Here is a 15,701-nt window from a genome sequence, read left to right as displayed (position 1 = left end):
GTCCTCCCGGGAACGCCGGTGTTACGGGGGCAGCCATTATGAAAACGTTTACAAGCAGGGTCAAACCCTCTTCAAACGGCGTCCGCCGGGTGTTCCAGGCGCCGCGACGCGGTTTACCCCGCCATGCCGGAATGGCGAAGCAGCGCGTCGATCCGCGGCGCGCGGCCGCGGAAGGCACGGAAGTTCTCCGAAGCCGCCCGGCTCCCGCCGCGTGCCAGCACCTCGCGGCGGAAGCGCGCCCCCGTCGCGGCGACGTCGGCCGGTGCCTCCTCGAAGGCGGCATACGCGTCGGCGCTGAGCACTTCGGCCCACTTGTAGCTGTAGTACCCCGCCCCGTAGCCGCCGGCGAAGATGTGGCTGAACTGATGCGGGAAGCGGTTCCAGTCCGGCGGGATGTTCACCGCCACCTCGGCACGTACGCGGTCCAGCAACGCCAGCACGCTGTCGTCGGCCGCATCGAACCCGCTGTGCAGTTGCATGTCGAACAGGCCGAACTCCAGCTGCCGCACCGTGGCCATGCCGCTCTGGTAGTTCTTCGCCGCGACCATCCGGTCGAACAGCGCGCGCGGCAGCGACTCGCCGGTGTCCACGTGCGCGGTCATCGCCTGCACCCGCTCCCATTCCCAGCAGAAGTTCTCCATGAACTGGCTGGGCAGCTCCACCGCATCCCACTCGACGCCGTTGATGCCGGCCACGCCCAGTTCGCCGACCTGCGTCAGCAACTGGTGCAGGCCGTGGCCCATTTCGTGGAAGAGCGTGGTCACGTCGCTGTGGCTGAAGGTGGCCGGCGTGCCGTCCACGCCCTTGCCGAAGTTGCAGACCAGATACACGACAGGTGTTTGTACAGCATGCGTCTGCGTGCCGCGCGCGGTGTCGCGGCGGTTGCGGCAATCGTCCATCCACGCACCGCCGCGCTTGCCTTCGCGGGCATACAGGTCGAGGTAGAACTGGCCGACCAGCGCGCCGTCGCCATCCACCAGGCGATAGAAGCGCACGTCGGGATGCCAGGTCGGCGCCGCGTCCTGCTCGACGCGCAGGCCATACAGGTCGCCTATCACGCCGAACAGCCCGGCCAGCACCGCGGGTTCGGTGAAGTACTGCTTCACTTCCTGCGCGGAGAAGCTGTAGCGCGCCTGCTTGAGCTTCTCGCTGGCGTAGGCCAGGTCCCAGGCTTCGAGCGTTTCCAGGCCGAGCTGGTCGCGGGCGAAGGCTTCCAGTTCCTCGCGGTCGCGTTGCGCATGCGGCCTGGCGCGTGCAGCGAGATCGCGCAGGAACGCCAGCACCTCGTCCGGCGTGTCGGCCATCTTGGTCGCCAGCGAATACTCCGCATAGCTGGCGAAACCGAGCAGCGCCGCCAGTTCGGCACGCAGCGCGAGGATGCGCTCGATCAGCGCGGAGTTGTCCAGCGCCTCGTTGTCGGCCCGTTCCGACGCGCGCACCGCGTTGGCGTGGTACAGCGTTTCGCGCAGCGCGCGGTCGTCCGCATACGCCTGCACCGGCAGGTAGCACGGCATCTGCAGGGTGAACTTCCAGCCGGGCTCGTCATCGGCCTTGGCCGCCGCGCGCGCCGCCGACACCACGTCCGCCGGCAGCCCACCGAGATGCTGCTTGTCCTTGATCCAGAACTCGTACTCGTCGGTCGCATCCAGCACGTTCTGCGAGAACTTGGCCGACAACCCGGCGAGTTCCTCCTTCACCGCAGCGAAGCGCGCCTTCTGCTCGTCCGGCAGCTCGGCGCCGCCGAGCCGGAAATCGCGCAGCGCGTTGTCCAGCACCTTGCGGCGCGCTTCATCGTACGTCTGCGCCTCCTGCGACTCGGACAGTGCGCGGTACTGGCCATACAGCGCGAGGTTCTGCCCGAGCGCGCTCCAGAAGCGCGTCACCTTCGGCAGCTGCGCGTTGTAGGCAGCGCGCAGCGCGGGCGTGTTCACCACGGCCTCCAGGTGCGTGACCTGGTTCCAGGCGCGCGCCAGGCGCTCGGTGGCATCGTCCAGAGGCACGACGAACGCGTCCCACGTGATCGGCACGACGGCCTCCGCCGCCCTCACCGCGGTATCGGCCTCGGCCAGCAATTGCTCGATCGCCGGTGCGATGTGCTCGGGACGGATCGCGTCGAAGTGCGGCAGGCCCGAGAAGTCGAGCAACGGATGGGTCATGGGAACACCTTCTGCAATGGGGGTCAGGTCGGCCAGTCGGCCTGCGCCAGCACGGGCAACCCGCGCCCGGCGATGGCCGCCGCGATGGCATCGTCGCTTTCCACGATGGGGATGCCGCGCTCCAGATACCAGTCGCGGTTGTAGTAGCTGTGCGCGTACCGTTCACCGCTGTCGCACAGGATGCTGACAATGGAACCGGCCCGGCCTTCTTCGCGCATGCGGGTCGCCGCCACCAGGATGCCGACGAAGTTGGTGCCGGTCGAACCACCGACTCTGCGCCCCAGGATCGCGCTGACATGCCGCATCGCGGCCAGGCTGAGCGCGTCCGGCACCTTCACCATCGCGTCGATGCAGGACGGGATGAAGCTGGGCTCGCAGTGGGGGCGGCCGATGCCTTCGATGCCGGAGCCGCGCCCGCAGGTCAGCGCCGTATCGTCGCAGCCATCGCAGGCGCCCCGGTACTGGTCGTAGAACACCGAATGCTCCGGGTCCGCGCACAACACGCGCGTGGGGTGGCGGCGATAGCGAACGTAGCGCCCCAGCGTGGCGCTGGTGCCGCCGGTCCCCGGACTGCAGACGATCCACGCCGGCACCGGATGCGGTTCGGCCTCCATCTGCTTGAAGATGGCCTCGGCGATGTTGTTGTTCGCACGCCAGTCCGTGGCCCGCTCGGCGTAGGTGAACTGGTCCATGAAGTGTCCGCCCGTCTCGTGCGCGAGCTGCCGCGAGACGGCATTGATCGCACCGGCCTCTTCGACCAGATGGCAACGGCCACCCTGGAACTGGATCGCCGCGATCTTGTCCGGCGACGTCGAGGACGGCATCACCGCGATGAAAGGCAGTCCGAGCAGGCGCGCGAAGTAGGCTTCGGAAACCGCCGTCGACCCGCTGGACGCCTCGATCACCGGTGCGCCCGCGCGCAGCCAGCCGTTCGCCAGCGAGTACAGGAACAGCGAACGCGCCAGGCGGTGCTTCAGGCTGCCGGTGGGATGGCTGGATTCGTCCTTGAGATACACCTCTATGCCGGGGAAACCGGGCAGCGGCAGCGGGATCAAGTGGGTGTCGGCGGACCGGTTGAAGTCCGCTTCGATGCGCTGGATCGCCTGCGCCGTCCAGTCACGCGCTGCCGTGGTCACGCGGAAGATATCCTGCAGGGTGCGGCGGCGGGATGTGCGTGGTGGGCCGTGAAGGATTCGAACCTTCGACCAAAAGATTAAAAGTCTTCTGCTCTACCGACTGAGCTAACGGCCCGGAAACGCATCCCGGCCTTGCACCGGGACGCGCATTCTAGCGCATCGCCCGCGACGGGGCGAAATCCGCCCGGCTCACGCGTAACGCGTGGGGTCCGGCATGCCGGCGTCGACGAAGCCGGCGGCGCGCAGGCGGCAGGCATCGCAGTGTCCGCAGGCGCGGCCCTGATCGTCGGCCTGGTAACAGGACACGGTCTGGGCGAAATCGACACCCAGGCGAATGCCTTCGCGCACGATGTCGGCCTTGCTCAGGTGCAGTAGCGGCGCCTGGATGCGCAGGCCGGCGCCTTCCACGCCCGCCCTGGTCGCCAGGTTGGCGAGTTTCTCGAACGCGTCGATGAACTCGGGGCGGCAATCCGGATAGCCCGAATAGTCCACGGCATTGACGCCGCAGAAAATGTCGCTGGCGCCGAGGACTTCGGCCCAGCCCAGCGCCACCGACAGCATGATGGTGTTGCGCGCGGGCACGTAGGTCACCGGAATGCCCGGGCCACCTGCTTCCGGCACGTCGATGTCATCGGTCAGCGCGGAGCCGCCGATGCTGCGCAGGTCCACGTGCACGGTCTTGTGCGCGGCGGCGCCGAGCGTGGCGGCGACGCGCGCGGCGGCATACAGTTCCGAGGTGTGCCGCTGGCCGTAGCGCACGCTGAGCGCATGCACGGCGAAGCCCTGCTCGCGGGCGATGGCGACGACAACGGCGGAGTCCATGCCACCGGAGAGAAGGACGACGGCGTTTTTCATTCAGGTAGTCGTGATTCGTGATTCGTGATTCGTGATTCGGCCTCAGGCCACTGGCACTGATCTTCCGAATCACGAATCACCAATGACCAATCACGGCCTCATCCTCTCACCGCCCGGGTTCGTCATTCCACAGCAGCTTGTGCAGCTGCATCTGGAAGCGCACCGGCAGGCGGTCCTCGACGATCCAGTCCGCCAGCTCGCGCGGCGACAGTTCGGACTTGCTGGGCGAGAACAGCACATCGCAGCGCTCGGCCAGCCGATGCTCGGCAACCATGCCGCGCGCCCATTCGTAGTCGGCGCGCCCGCACAGCACGAACTTCACCTGGTCGCGCGCGGTGAGCAGCGGGAGGTTCTCCAGCCGGTTGCGAGCCACTTCGCCAGAACCCGGTGTCTTCAGGTCGACCACGCGCGACACGCGCGGGTCGACGTCGGCGATGTCGATGGCCCCCGAGGTTTCCAGCGAGACGTCATATCCCGCGTCGCACAGCCGGCGCAGCAGCAACAGGCAGCGCTTCTGCGACAACGGCTCGCCACCGGTGACACAGACGTGGCGCACGCCCTGGCGCGCGACCTCGGCGAGGATGTCGTCGATCTCCCACCATTGGCCGCCATGAAAGGCGTAGGCGGTGTCGCAGTACTGGCAGCGCAGCGGGCAGCCGGTCAAGCGGACGAAGACCGTCGGCCAGCCGACCGCGTTCGCCTCGCCCTGCAGGGAGAGGAAGATCTCGGTGATCTTGAGGCGTTCCAGCGGAGACTGGACGATCTCGCTGGGGCGGGCGGCGTCATTCATGGGGTGCGCATGATACGCCCTGGCGGCCCGTCATCCGGCTCCCGAGGGCCGGACGAAGGCGGCTCAGCGCAGGCGGCCGAGCTGGATGGCGCGCAGGCGGTCGTCGGCGGTGCGGGCGACGTCGGTGCCCGGGTACTTGGCGATGACTTCGCCCAGGATGCGCTCGGCTTCGGGCAGCTTGCCCAGGCCGTAGTCGCACAGGCCGATTTTCAGCAGCGCGCCGGATGCCTTGTCGTGCGTTGGATACTGCGCCAGCAACGCGCGGAACTGCTCGGCGGCCAGCGCGTAGTTCTGGGTGACGTAATAGCTCTCGCCCAGCCAGTAGAGCGCATTGGGCGCATACACGCCGCTGGGATAAAGCTGGAGGAAGCTGGTGAACAACTGCGCCGCATCCGCGTATTCACCACCCTTCAGGCGGTCGAAAGCGACGTTGTAGGCCGTGCGTTCGTCGCCGGCGGCGGATATCGCGCCCAGATCGCCATGGACGCTGGGGGGACGCTCATCCGCGGTGGCGGTGGCTGCGGCAGGCGCCGACGCGGTGGCCGGCGCAGTGACAGGGGCCGCATTGCCCGGCGGCGGACTGACAGGCACCGCGCCGACCGGAGCCGGTGCGCCGCCGCCTTCGAGACGATTCAGGCGACCGTCCAGATCCAGGTACTGGTCTCGACCGCGCTGCTTGAGCTGCTCGTTCTCGTTCTGCAGCTGCTCCAGTTGCGCACGCAACTCGCGCAATTCCGCTTCCTGCTGGTTGACCCGGTTGAGCAGGTCCAGGTTCTGCTGGGGATTGTTGGCTTTCGCCTCCAATGCCGTCACGCGGTCAGCCAGGCTGACACGCTGCGCATGCGCAGGAGCGGCGGCCACCAGGGCCGCCGCCAGGACCAGCATGTAGGTCTTTTTCGCGATCATCGTGATGATGACGGCTTACTTCGCCGTGTAGACGATCTCGACGCGGCGGTTCTGCGACCAGCAGGACTCACTGGAATCGGTGCAGACCGGACGCTCTTCGCCGTAGCTGACCACGGTCAGCTGGCTGGCCGAGCCGCCGTTCGCCTGCAGGGCCGAATTCACGGCATTGCCGCGACGCTCGCCCAGTCCCAGGTTGTACTCGCGGCTGCCGCGCTCGTCGGCATGGCCTTCCAGCGTGATGCGCGAGGACGGACGGTCACGCAGGTACTTGGCGTGGCAACCCATGATGGCCTGGAACTCCGGCTTCAGGGCGTCCTGGTCGAGATCAAAGTAGACCACCCGCTGGCGCAGGCAGGCGTCGGTATCGAGGTCGTTCGGGCCGTAGGCGCCGGCCGTGGTGGGGCCGGTGGGGCCGGTCGGGGTGGTGGTGGTCGTGGTGTCGGTCGGCTCGGTCGGCTTGACGTTCTTCTTGCAGCCAGCCAGCACGGCGACGGACATCAGGGAGAGCATCAGGACACGGGTGGTGTTGTTCATGGTCATTCCTTAGCGTCGTTGGAACGGGGGGATCAGGGATTCAGTATTTTAGACACAAAATTAACGCGCTGTGCGATAGGGCGACCAGGCCGGCTCGCGGACGTCGGCGTTGGCCACCACCAGACGCTGGCGTACGCGCGCATCGGCCGAGACGGCGTACAGCACGCCCCGCCCGCCTTCGCGCGCGGCATACAGCACCATGCTGGCGTTGGGGGCGAAACTGGGCGACTCGTCCAGCGAGCCGGGGGACAGCGACGACCAGCGCGCGCCACCCAGGCTGCTGTCCATCAGCGCGATGCGGTAGTTGTTGCCGCTCCCCTGCACCACGGCGATCTTCTTGCCGTCGTAGCCGATACTGGCGGTGGCGTTGTAGTTGCCTTCGAAGGTCACCCGGCTGGCGCTGCCGCCTGCAGCCGGCACGCGGTAGATCTGCGGACGGCCACCGCGGTCGGAGGTGAAATAGATGCTGCCGCCATCCGGACTCCACACCGGCTCGGTGTCGATCGCGGAGGTATTGGTCAACTGGCGCAGCGAGCGGCTGCCGAGGTCCATCACGTAGATCTCGGGGTTGCCGCTGCGGGACAGGGTCAGTGCGAGCTGGCGGCCGTCCGGCGAGAACGAGGGCGCGCCGTTGATGCCGCGGAAGCTGGCGATCTTCTCGCGCGCACCGGTCGAGATGTCCTGGATGTAGATCGCCGAGTTGCCGCTCTCGAAGCTGACGTAGGCCAGCTTGCGGCCATCCGGACTCCACGACGGCGACAGCAGCGGTTCGGCCGAGCGCACGACGGTCTGCGGGTTGAAGCCATCGGAATCGGCCACCATCAGCGCGTAGCGCGTCGCCTTGCCGGTGCCGGCGGCGGTGATGTAGGCGATGCGGGTCCAGAACGCGCCGCGGACGCCGAGGATCTTTTCGTAGATCGCGTCGGCCATCTGGTGGGCGACGTCGCGCAGGGCATTCGAGCGGGCCGTCATCGCTAGGCCGAGCATGCGCTCCTGCTTGGCCACGTCGAACAGTTCGTATTCCACGCGGTAGCCACCGTCGCCCGCGTCCACGACCCGCCCGACGACGAGGTAGTCCTGGCGCAGCGTGCGCCACGTCGGGTACTGGATTTCGCTGCCACGTGTCGGGCGCTCGGTGATGCGCGCCTCCGGCAGCGTGCGGAAGGCACCGGACCGCTCCAGGTCGGCCCGCACCACGGCGGACACGTCGGTCGGCGGAGCAGCCGAGCTGCCCTGGTAAGGCATGGGCACCACGGTGATCGGCAGGGCCGAGGCGTTGCCGCCAATGATGTCGATCTCCAGACCCTGCTGCTGGGCGGATGCCAGCATCGGAGCGAGGGTGAACAGGAGCAAGGCGAACCAGCGCAGCGGTTTCTTCATGGGCAACGACTCTGCGGTTAGGCGGGGCCGCCAAGGGATACCAGCCCGCGCGTGAACGTTTTAACAATTGTGAACGGAAGGCAGCGAAACGCTGCGTGAAGTCAGCGGTCCCGGGCTTCGAAGTTGAGGGTCAGGGTCCGGGCGAAGACGGACTCGAAGCCACGGTACGGCAACGGCCGCGCCTTCAGTACCGCGCGCTCGATGGAATCCTGGCCTGCGGTGTCCATCGCGCAGCCCGGCTGCACTTCCGCACTGACCACGTCACCGCCGGGCAGTTGGCGGATCACCACGCGGCACCGGGTACCAACCGGTACGGACTCGGGGCGCGTCCACTGGCGCAATACCGCTTCCTGGATGGCGGCGGCGTAGCGACCACGGAGATCTTCGTCTGTGCCACCCGTGCCTGCGGGACCGGTCGCCGGCGCCGACGCGGGCGTTGCCGCGCTGGCCGCCTGCCGTGCACGCGCATCCGCCAGTTGCCGCAGTTTCTGCTCGGCCAGCTGGGCTTCGCGGGCGGCCTGGGCACGCTGGCGACGGATTTCCTCCAGGCGCTTCTTGTCGGCCTCGGCCTTCTGCGCCGCCTCGGCGGCGATGCGCTTCTGGCGGTCTTCTTCCTGCTGGGCGGCGAGCCGCCGCTGTTGCTCGGCCTGCTCCTGCCGCTTGCGTTCGGTCAGGTCGATCTGTTCCTGGCGACGCTTGGCTTCCTGCTCCTGACGCGCCTTTTCCTGCGAAAGCGCATCGCGGCGGGCTTCGTCCTGGTCCACCTGATCCGGCACCGGCACGCGTTCCTGCGCCTGCGCCTGCCGCTCGACCGGCGCATCCTGCGGCGCGGGATCGGGGATCGGCTGCGGCGGCGGGATGGTGTCCTCAGGGGCCGGCTCCTGCACCGGCTCGGGCATGGGTTCCGGCTGGAAATCGAGCGCCCGTTCGACAGCGCGGGCGTCGGCGGCCGAGACGTCGAGCGTGGCCTCCATCGATTGCGACCCTGCGGCGTTCAGGCGCTCGCGGTCCCAGGTGAAGTATGGCGACACCAGCAACAGCACGAGCAGCAGCAGGTGCAGGCCGACGGCCCATGCCACCGCCTGGCCAAGCCCCTCTTCCCGCACCGGGCGTTGTCGCTGGAGGACCTCAGCGTGCATTGCCACCTGCGTTGGTCATCAGGCTGACGTTGCCGACCTTCGCGCGACGCAGCACATCCATCGCATCGAGCACCTTCTGGTACGGCGCCGCGCCTTCGGCGGCCACCATGATGCGGAGCTCGCTGCCCTGCTCTGCGCGGATCGCGGCGATGCGGGCCTCGAGCGTTGCGGCATCCAGCACGTCCGGATGCTTGGCTTCCGGCAGCTTCAGGCCGTAGCGACCGTCGGGGTAGGCAATGACGATGACCGGCTCGTTGCGCGTTTCCACCGCCTTCGCGTTGGACGAGGGCAGCTTCACGTCCACGCTCAGCGTGAGCAGCGGCGCGGTCACCATGAAGATGATCAGCAGCACCAGCATCACGTCGATGTAGGGAACGACGTTGATCTCGGACTTCAGCTTGCGCCGCTTGCGATGGAAGATGCTTCCGGCCATGGCGTGCCCCGCTTACTCGGCCGAGTTCTGGCGCTGGAGGATGGAGCTGAACTCCTCGGCGAAGTTCTCGTAGCGCACCGACAGCCGCTCGACGCGGGTGGTGAATCGGTTGTACGCCCACACTGCGGGAATGGCCACGAACAGACCGATCGCCGTGGCGAACAGCGCCTCGGAAATGCCGGGCGCGACCGCCGCGATGCCGGCCTGCTCGCCACTGTTGAGCATGTCGTGCATGGTGACCATGATGCCGAACACGGTGCCGACCAGGCCCACGTACGGTGCCGTCGAGCCGATGTTGGCCAGCAGCTCCAGGTTGCGTTCCAACTGGTCGACTTCGCGGGTGTAGGTCACGCGCATCGCGCGCTGCGCCCCTTCCAGTTGCGCCCGCCCGTCGAGGCCGCGCTTGTCGCGCAGGCGGGTGAATTCGCGGAAGCCGGCTTCGAAGATCGCCTCCAGGCCCGTGACCACACGGTTGCGGTCGGCAGCGCCCGCATACAACTTGTGCAGTTCGGCGCCCGACCAGAAACGGCCCTCGAATTCGTCGGCGTCGCGATTGGCGAGCTTGAACACGCGCGCCTTGCGGAAAATGATCACCCAGCTGATCACCGACCCGAGCAACAGCAGCAGCACGATCAGTTTGACCGGCAGGCTCGCCTTGAGCATCAGGTCGATGTAGTTGATCCCGCTGTGCACGGTGGCGGCGGTGGCCTCGGCGGCGGCAGCGGCGGCTTCGGGCGGCAATGCCTCGACCACGGTGTCCTGGAAGGCCAGCAGCGTTGCGATCATCCGTCGTTCCTCGATTCTCGGTTCGTGTTGCGTGTCGGGTTACAGCGGCCGGCCCGGGGTCTCGAGCCGACGGAACTCCTGGTACAACGCCTCGGGCAGCCCAACGGGTCTGAATCCCGATGCGGTGAGCGCGGCGACCTTCACCTCGGCGGTCAGCAGGATTTCGCCGTCCCGTTCGATGGACTGCGCGAAGACCACGCTGGCCCGCTTGCACTGGTGGATGTGCGCGCTGACCTGCAGCAGATCGTCCAGCCGGGCGGGGCGCAGGAAATCCAGGCGCATCGATCGGACGGCGAACACCAGGTCATGGGTCTGGCGCAGTCGCTCCTGGGCGTAGCCGCGGGCCCTCAACCACTCGGTTCGGGCCCGCTCCAGAAATGCCACGTACTGCGCGTGGTACACCACGCCACCGGCGTCGGTATCTTCCCAATAGACGCGTGTCGGAAAGATGAACGGAGCGGCATCCGCGGCGATCGTCGTGGAATCAGTCGTCAAAGCATGCGCTCCCGCACGGTGTGGTGCATACCAACGTATGACCAGTGGAGGGTCAGAAGAGATCGCCGCCGGCATCGCCGGGTTCGGGCGCCCGCCCCTTCGGCGTCAACCCGAGATGCAGGTAGGCCTTGCGGGTCGCCATGCGGCCGCGCGCAGTGCGGATCAGGAAGCCCTGCTGGATCAGGTACGGCTCGATGACGTCCTCCAGCGTGCCACGCTCTTCGCTGAGCGCCGCGGCCAGCGACTCCACGCCCACCGGGCCGCCATCGAAGCTGTCGACGATCGTGCGCAGCATGCGGCGGTCGAGTTCGTCGAAGCCCTCCGGGTCCACCTTCAGCATCTGCATGGCCGCCTGCGCCACGCCCACGTCGATGTGCCCGTCCGCCTTGACCTGCGCGTAGTCGCGCACGCGCCGCAACAGGCGATTGGCGATGCGGGGCGTGCCGCGCGCCCGGCGGGCGATCTCGGCGGCACCTTCCGGCACGCAGTCCATGCCCAGGATGCGGGCCGAGCGCTGCACGATGCGGGTGAGTTCCTCGGGCGAATAGAACTCCAGGCGCTGCACGATGCCGAAACGGTCGCGCAGCGGTGCGGTCAGCAGGCCGGCGCGCGTGGTGGCGCCGATCAGCGTGAACGGCGGCAGGTCCAGCTTGATCGAACGCGCCGCCGGGCCTTCGCCGATCATGATGTCGATCTGGAAATCTTCCATCGCCGGGTACAGCACTTCCTCCACGACCGGCGACAGGCGATGGATCTCGTCGACGAACAGCACGTCGTGCGGCTGCAGGTTGGTCAACAGCGCGGCCAGGTCGCCAGCCTTCTCGATCACCGGGCCGGAGGTCACGCGCAGGTTCACGCCGAGTTCGTTGGCGATGACATGGCTCAGCGTGGTCTTGCCGAGTCCGGGCGGCCCGAAGATCAGCACGTGGTCCAGCGCTTCGCCTCGGCCTTTCGCTGCCCGGATGTAGATGTCCAACTGCTCGCGGACCGGCTTCTGGCCCAGGTATTCGTCCAGCCGCTTGGGGCGGATGCTGTCTTCGATGGCGTCGTCTTCGCGGGTGGCGGACGAGGCGATGATGCGGTCGGCGGTCATGGCGCGATTATGGCCGAAATGCCAACCGGTTCTCCGTCAGATCTCCACCTGCGCGCCCAGTTCCACCAGCCGGTTGCCGGGAATGCGGAAGAAACCGGTCGCAGGCGCGGCGTTGCGGTGCATGACCGCGAACAGCTTGTCGCGCCAGATCGGCATGCCGCGGCGGCGGCTGGCGACCACGCTTTCGCGGCTGGCGAAGTAGGTGGTGTCCATCGGATCGAAATAGATGCCGCCCTTGTCGCAGGAGCGCATCAGTGCCGCCGGCACGTCCGGCGTCTCCATGAAGCCGTAGCGCACGATCACGCGGTAGAAGTCGTCGCCGATCGACTCGATCTTCAGCTTCTTCGCCTGCGGCGCGTACGGCACGGTCAACGTTTCCACGGTCAGGAACACGTTGCGCTCGTGCAGCACCTTGTTGTGCTTGAGGTTGTGCAGCAGCGCATGCGGCACCATGCCGGTCTGCGCGGTGAGGAACACGGCCGTGCCCGGCACGCGCACCGGCGGCGCGAGCATCAGGCCCGGCAGGAAGGTGTCCAGCTGGATGCCGTCCTTGCGGATCTCGGCGGTCAGCAGCTCGCGGCCACGACGCCAGGTACGCAGCAGGGTGAACAGCATCGTACCCAGCACGACCGGGAACCAGCCGCCCTGCAGGATCTTCGCGCCGTTGGCGATCACGAACGCGACGTCGGCGACCAGGAATACCGCGCACAGCGGCAATACCCAGCGACGCCACTTCGGCCACAGCGCGCGCGCCACGATGGCCAGCAGCAACGTGTCGATCAGCATGGTGGCCGATACCGAGATGCCGTACGCCGTGGCCAGCGCCGACGAGCTGCGGAACGCCAGCACCAGTCCGATGACGATGATCATCATCATCCAGTTGATGCCGGGGATGTAGATCTGGCCGATGGTGTCGTGCGAGGTGTGCTTGATGTGCATGCGCGGGATGTAACCCAGCTGCATGGCCTGCCGCGCGATGGAGAAGCCGCCGGTGATGACCGCCTGCGACGCGATGACGGTGGCGGCGGTCGCCAGCACGATCATCGGGATGCGCCCCCATTCCGGCACGCCGATGTAGAACGGGTTCTTGACCGCGGCCGGATTCTCGAGGATCAGCGCGCCCTGGCCCAGGTAGTTGAGCATCAGCGCCGGCAGCACGAACCAGTACCACGCCAGCCGGATGGGGCGCGCGCCGAAGTGGCCCATGTCCGTATAGATCGCTTCGCCACCGGTCACCGCCAGCACCACGGCGCCCAGGATGAAAATGCCGTGCCAATGGTGGGTGAGGAAGAAGTTGACCGCCCAGGCCGGGTTGATCGCGTGCAGCACTTCGGTCTCATGGGTGATGTTGATCACCCCCAGCACCGCCAGCACCAGGAACCAGGTGACGGTGACCGGACCGAACACCTTGCCTACCTTGGCGGTGCCGAAGCGCTGGGTGGCGAACAGGCTGACCAGCACCACCAGCGTGATCGGCACGATCCAGCTGTGCATCTGCGGCGCGACCACCTCCAGGCCCTCCACCGCCGACAGCACCGAGATGGCGGGCGTGATGACGCCGTCGCCGAAGAACAGTGACGCCCCGAAGATGCCGAGGATGCCGACGAGGTAAGCCGAACGCGATCCCTTGACCAGGCTGCGCTGGGCCAGCGCCATCAGCGCCATGATGCCGCCCTCGCCCTCGTTGTCGGCGCGCATGATGATGGTCACGTACTTCACCGTGACCACCATCGTCAGCGCCCAGAACACCAGCGACAGCACGCCGAGCACGGTGTCGTGGTCGGGCACCAGGCCGTAATGGCCGGAGAACGCCTCCTTCAGGGTGTAGAGCGGGCTGGTGCCGATGTCGCCGAACACCACGCCGATGGCGCCGATGACCAGGGTGCCGAGACTGGCGTTGCCGTGCCCGTGGTGATCGCCATGGGGGGCGGACGACGTGGAATGCGATGGGGTGGACATGGCGGCCGGAAGGGTAGCGCTGTGGAAGTGAAGGGATGCTCTAGGACGACGGTCAGCGCAGCGCGGCCTGCAGCGCCTTGCGGATGATCATCGCGGCATCGTCGCCCGGCGCGGTGGCATCGCGCGCCATCCGCGTGGCTTCGGCCGGTTTGTAGCCCAGTTGCTGCAGGGCGATGGTGGCCTCCGATTGCGGATCGGCCGGCAGCGCGGTGATGCCGCCCACGCCCGTGCCCATCAGGTCAGCGGCGCGGTCGCGCAACTCGACCACCATGCGCTCGGCGGTCTTCTTGCCGATGCCGGGGATGCGCGTCAGCGCGGTGATGTCGCCGGCCTGCACCATGCGCGCGAACTCGTCCACGCTGGCCCCGGACAGCACGGCCAGCGCGATCTTCGCGCCGATGCCGGTGACTTTCTGCACGTCGCGGAACAGCCTGCGTTCGCCCTCGCGCAGGAAGCCGTACAGCGACACGCTGTCTTCCTTCTGTGCGTAATGGGTGAACAGCAGCACCTCGCGGCCCACGTCCGGCAGGTCGTAGAAGGTGCTCATGGGCGCCTCCAGTTCGTAGCCCACGCCACCAACGTCGATCACCAGCCAGGGCGGCGACTTGTACGCCAGGATGCCGCGCAGACGTCCGATCATTTCCTGCTCCAGGCCAGTTGCGAACTCACGCCCAGCCGCTTGGCGGTGGCGCGTACGTGCGCGTGGGTGATGGCGACGGCCAGCGCGTCGGCGGCATCGGCCTGCAGCTTGCCGTGCAGGTTGAGCATAATGCCGACCATGTGCTGGATCTGCGTCTTCTCGGCGCTGCCGCGACCGACCACGGCCAGTTTCACTTCCTTGGCGGCGTACTCGTGCACCGGCAGGTCGCGCAGCACGACGGCACTGATGGCGGCGCCGCGCGCCTGCCCAAGTTTCAATGCCGAATCGGGATTGCGCGCCATGAAGACTTTTTCGATGGCCACTTCGTCCGGCTGCCAGGTCACGATGGCCTCGGTGAGGCCGTCCAGCAGGCGGCGCAGGCGTTGCGGGAAATCGTCCGCGCCCAGCAGCACCAGGGGTGCGTGGTGGACATGCGTGACCTTGCCCGCGGCATCGACATCGATGATGCCGATGCCGGTGCGCTGCGAGCCGGGGTCGATGCCGAGGATGCGGGTCACGGAACGTGATTCGTGATGGGCGATTCGTGGCTGGAAGAAGCGGCAAGGGAAGCGACCAGGGGAGCGCGCGCTTGCGAATCCCGAATCACCAGTCCCGCATCACCGCTCCTACGCATACGCATCCGCGCCGAGGTCGGCGTTGGAATAGACGTCCTGCACGTCGTCCAGGTCTTCCAGCATGTCCAGCAGCTTCTTCACCTGCAGGGCGGTGTCGCCCTGCACGGCGATGTCGTTGTCGGCACGGTAGGTGATCTCGGCGTGGTCGGGCACCAGGCCCGCGGCGGTCATGGCGTCCTTCACGGCCTGGAACGCGTCGGGGGAAGTAACCACGTCGATGGAGCCGTCGTCCGGGTAGACGACGATGTCGTCGGCACCCGACTCGATGGCGGCTTCGGTGATTTTCTCTTCGTCGGCGCCCGGCGCATAGCTCAGCACGCCCAGGCGCTTGAACATGAAGGCCACCGAGCCCTCGGTGCCCATGTTGCCGCCGTGCTTGCCGAAGGCATGGCGCACTTCGGCCACGGTGCGCACGCGGTTGTCGGTCAGGCAGTCGACGATCACGGCGACACCACCCGGCGCGTAGCCCTCGTAGCGGATCTCTTCGAACACCACGCCTTCCAGCTCACCGGTCGCCTTCTTGATGGCACGCTCGATGACGTCCTTCGACATGTTGGCGGACAGGCCCTTGTCCACCGCCGCGCGCAGGCGCGGGTTGTTGGCGGGATCGCCGCCGCCGGCGCGCGCCGCCACGCCGATCTCGCGGATGATCTTGGTGAAGATCTTGCCGCGCTTGGCGTCGGTGGCGTTCTTGCGGGCTTCGATGGAAGGGCCTCTGCCCATGGTGACGTCCGGCGTGCACTGACAAGGGCGCGGATTATACG

Annotated in this window: 16 protein-coding genes and 1 tRNA gene; all 17 read right to left on the bottom strand. The window is 67.4% G+C overall.

Going from position 1 to position 15,701, the window contains the following annotated elements; all coding sequences use genetic code 11:
- Window positions 1-113: 113 nt before the first annotated feature.
- The 17 genes from V7060_RS01705 to V7060_RS01625 all read right to left on the bottom strand — a co-directional run bounded on the left by V7060_RS01705 (window position 114) and on the right by V7060_RS01625 (window position 15,660).
- Window positions 114-2,156 (bottom strand): M3 family metallopeptidase, encoded by a 2,043-nt coding sequence (locus tag V7060_RS01705; RefSeq protein ID WP_334177530.1) that lies wholly within the window; start codon window positions 2,154-2,156, stop codon window positions 114-116.
- Window positions 2,157-2,179: 23 nt separating this feature from the next.
- Window positions 2,180-3,292, bottom strand: coding sequence for a PLP-dependent cysteine synthase family protein (locus tag V7060_RS01700; protein ID WP_334177529.1), 1,113 nt, complete (start codon window positions 3,290-3,292; stop codon window positions 2,180-2,182).
- A gap of 39 nt (window positions 3,293-3,331) precedes the next feature.
- A tRNA-Lys gene (locus V7060_RS01695) sits at window positions 3,332-3,407 on the bottom strand.
- Between the two features lie 74 nt (window positions 3,408-3,481).
- Window positions 3,482-4,147, bottom strand: a complete 666-nt coding sequence (gene queC, locus V7060_RS01690) for a 7-cyano-7-deazaguanine synthase QueC (RefSeq protein WP_334177528.1) — start codon at window positions 4,145-4,147, stop codon at window positions 3,482-3,484.
- Between the two features lie 106 nt (window positions 4,148-4,253).
- Window positions 4,254-4,937 carry a 7-carboxy-7-deazaguanine synthase QueE gene (gene queE / locus V7060_RS01685; protein ID WP_334177527.1) on the bottom strand — a complete coding sequence of 228 codons (684 nt, stop codon included), beginning with the start codon at window positions 4,935-4,937 and terminating at the stop codon, window positions 4,254-4,256.
- Between the two features lie 63 nt (window positions 4,938-5,000).
- Window positions 5,001-5,843 carry a tol-pal system protein YbgF gene (gene ybgF / locus V7060_RS01680; protein ID WP_334177526.1) on the bottom strand — a complete coding sequence of 281 codons (843 nt, stop codon included), beginning with the start codon at window positions 5,841-5,843 and terminating at the stop codon, window positions 5,001-5,003.
- Between the two features lie 15 nt (window positions 5,844-5,858).
- Entirely contained in the window at window positions 5,859-6,377 is a 519-nt protein-coding gene (pal, locus tag V7060_RS01675; protein WP_334177525.1) for a peptidoglycan-associated lipoprotein Pal, read from the bottom strand.
- A 60-nt stretch (window positions 6,378-6,437) separates the two neighbouring features.
- Complete coding sequence (gene tolB, locus V7060_RS01670) at window positions 6,438-7,757, bottom strand: Tol-Pal system beta propeller repeat protein TolB (RefSeq protein WP_334177524.1); 1,320 nt, start codon at window positions 7,755-7,757, stop codon at window positions 6,438-6,440.
- 101 nt (window positions 7,758-7,858) lie between these two features.
- On the bottom strand, window positions 7,859-8,896 hold the full coding sequence (gene tolA, locus V7060_RS01665; protein WP_334177523.1) for a cell envelope integrity protein TolA: 1,038 nt from the start codon (window positions 8,894-8,896) through the stop codon (window positions 7,859-7,861).
- A complete protein-coding gene (locus V7060_RS01660) occupies window positions 8,886-9,329 on the bottom strand; it encodes an ExbD/TolR family protein (RefSeq protein ID WP_334177522.1) in 444 nt (147 codons plus the stop codon). Before V7060_RS01660 ends, tolA begins: the two co-directional genes overlap by 11 nt.
- Window positions 9,330-9,341: 12 nt before the next feature.
- Window positions 9,342-10,115: a protein TolQ gene (tolQ, locus tag V7060_RS01655; protein ID WP_334177521.1), complete on the bottom strand. Its 774-nt coding sequence runs from the start codon at window positions 10,113-10,115 to the stop codon at window positions 9,342-9,344.
- 39 nt (window positions 10,116-10,154) lie between these two features.
- Entirely contained in the window at window positions 10,155-10,610 is a 456-nt protein-coding gene (gene ybgC / locus V7060_RS01650) for a tol-pal system-associated acyl-CoA thioesterase (RefSeq protein WP_334177520.1), read from the bottom strand.
- Window positions 10,611-10,662: 52 nt separating this feature from the next.
- Window positions 10,663-11,703 (bottom strand): Holliday junction branch migration DNA helicase RuvB, encoded by a 1,041-nt coding sequence (gene ruvB / locus V7060_RS01645; protein WP_334177519.1) that lies wholly within the window; start codon window positions 11,701-11,703, stop codon window positions 10,663-10,665.
- 36 nt (window positions 11,704-11,739) lie between these two features.
- Window positions 11,740-13,662 (bottom strand): potassium transporter Kup, encoded by a 1,923-nt coding sequence (locus V7060_RS01640; protein WP_334177518.1) that lies wholly within the window; start codon window positions 13,660-13,662, stop codon window positions 11,740-11,742.
- A gap of 52 nt (window positions 13,663-13,714) precedes the next feature.
- A complete protein-coding gene (gene ruvA, locus V7060_RS01635) occupies window positions 13,715-14,302 on the bottom strand; it encodes a Holliday junction branch migration protein RuvA (RefSeq protein WP_334177517.1) in 588 nt (195 codons plus the stop codon).
- A complete protein-coding gene (gene ruvC / locus V7060_RS01630; RefSeq protein ID WP_334177516.1) occupies window positions 14,299-14,820 on the bottom strand; it encodes a crossover junction endodeoxyribonuclease RuvC in 522 nt (173 codons plus the stop codon). Before ruvC ends, ruvA begins: the two co-directional genes overlap by 4 nt.
- A gap of 108 nt (window positions 14,821-14,928) precedes the next feature.
- Window positions 14,929-15,660, bottom strand: a complete 732-nt coding sequence (locus V7060_RS01625) for a YebC/PmpR family DNA-binding transcriptional regulator (RefSeq protein WP_334177515.1) — start codon at window positions 15,658-15,660, stop codon at window positions 14,929-14,931.
- Window positions 15,661-15,701 lie beyond the last annotated feature (41 nt).

Source organism: Pseudoxanthomonas sp., from assembly GCF_036845285.1.
Classification (GTDB): domain Bacteria; phylum Pseudomonadota; class Gammaproteobacteria; order Xanthomonadales; family Xanthomonadaceae; genus Pseudoxanthomonas_A.
Note: the sequence above shows the minus strand (reverse complement) of the source record. Positions and strands in the feature narration are given on the sequence as shown.